The sequence below is a fragment of the Methylomonas sp. BG-2 genome (assembly GCF_057766305.1).
Window position 1 is genome coordinate 1 of record NZ_JBYMAP010000448.1, and the last position, 1,611, is coordinate 1,611.

The following is a 1,611-nucleotide window of genomic DNA, read 5'->3' on the forward strand; positions in this document are numbered from 1 at the left end:
CGGGCAACCGCGGCTTATTTGGCAATTAATCAATGGATACAGCTACTGTATTTCCTGACGATCGGCTTGATTTTGTACGGATTTCCGGTTTGGCGCGGGGTTAGTGCCGAAGTGATCAGCGGCTATGTCCTGGTGTTCTTGTTCATGATGTCACCGCTGACCATTTTGACCACTAGCCTACCGGCGTTCAGCCGAGCCAAGGTCGCTTTGCGTAAAGTCATGCAATTGGACGAGAGTCTTGCGGGGACGCCAGCGGTTGACTTGGCCGAGCTGGGCCGGCATGAATTCAACGGCTTGGCGCTGAGGGGCGTGACTCATGCCTTCCATCGGGAGAAGGAAAACCGCCAATTTTGCTTGGGGCCGATCGATTTGGCATTCGAACCCGGCGAGCTGGTATTTCTAGTAGGGGGGAATGGCAGTGGTAAAACCACGCTGGCGATGTTGTTGCTGGGTTTGTATCACCCGGAGCAAGGCGCGGTCGTTTGGAACGGCAATGTGGTCGATGAGCTAAATCGCGACGCCTACATGCAAAATTTCTCAGCCATTTTCGCCGACTTTTATTTATTCGATGCGTTATACGGCCTGGAATTCAACGATCGCGAAGCCTTGATAGATGACTACCTAGACGCGCTGCATTTGAGGCATAAGGTAAAAATCGTCAACGGTGCGTTTTCGTCGGTGGACCTGTCTCAAGGCCAACGTAAACGTTTGGCTTTGCTCGCGGCTTACTTAGAGGATCGGCCGTTCTATGTATTCGACGAATGGGCGGCCGATCAGGACCCGGAGTTCAAGCAGGTGTTTTATACCGAATTGTTGCCGACGTTAAAAGCCAGGGGCAAAACCGTGTTGGCGATTACTCACGACGATAAATATTTTCATCTAGCCGACCGCTGTATCAAGCTGGAAGAAGGCCTAATTACCGCGATCGAATATCCACAAGCTTACCGGCGAGCGAGTGGCTCCGATGCGGCATTTGTCGGCGAACCGGTCGCGGTGAACCAGGAGAGCTGCCGATGAATGGACTCAGCACTTGGCGTATTAAAGCCGGTTTGGCATTATTGCTGTTGGCCTTCATCACTGCCGCGACTGGGTATTGGTGGTTGGGGCGTTCGTTACCTGTGATAGAGGGCGAGGGGCATTTGCCCGGTCTGGCCGCGACAGCCAGTATCGTCATCGACGGTCACGGTATACCACTGATTAGCGCCGAAAGCCGGACCGATACGGCTCGGGTTCTGGGTTATCTGGCGGCGCGCGACCGGCTGTTTCAAATTGATTTGATGCGGCGCAAGAACGCCGGATTGTTGGCGGAAATCTTTGGCGAAGCGGCGTTGTCCAGCGACATTCAGGCTAGGCGCTACGGATTCGCCGTTGTAGCGCGGCGGGTTCTGGCCGGATTACCTCAAGCGCATCGCGAATACCTGCAAGCCTACGCCGATGGTGTCAATGGCTATTTGGTGGAAAACCCGAATTTACCTTTCGAATTCGGTGTATTGGGTTATCGGCCCGAGCCCTGGCTACCAGAGCATAGTTTGTTGATCGTACTCGGAATGTTCGACAATCTGACCGCCTGGGTAGAACGTGGCGAACGGATGATGAGCGTAATGGAAGCCA

General features: G+C 54.0%; 2 protein-coding genes. Both read left to right on the forward strand.

Annotation, left to right across the window (positions count from 1 at the left end; all coding sequences use genetic code 11):
* On the forward strand, positions 1–1,017 hold a 1,017-nt coding region (locus AC3B8H_RS21160), incomplete at its 5' end, for a cyclic peptide export ABC transporter (protein WP_488443482.1).
* Positions 1,014–1,611, forward strand: a 598-nt coding sequence (locus AC3B8H_RS21165) for a penicillin acylase family protein (protein WP_488443483.1), incomplete at its 3' end; no start/stop codon positions are given. The genes AC3B8H_RS21160 and AC3B8H_RS21165, both read left to right, overlap by 4 nt.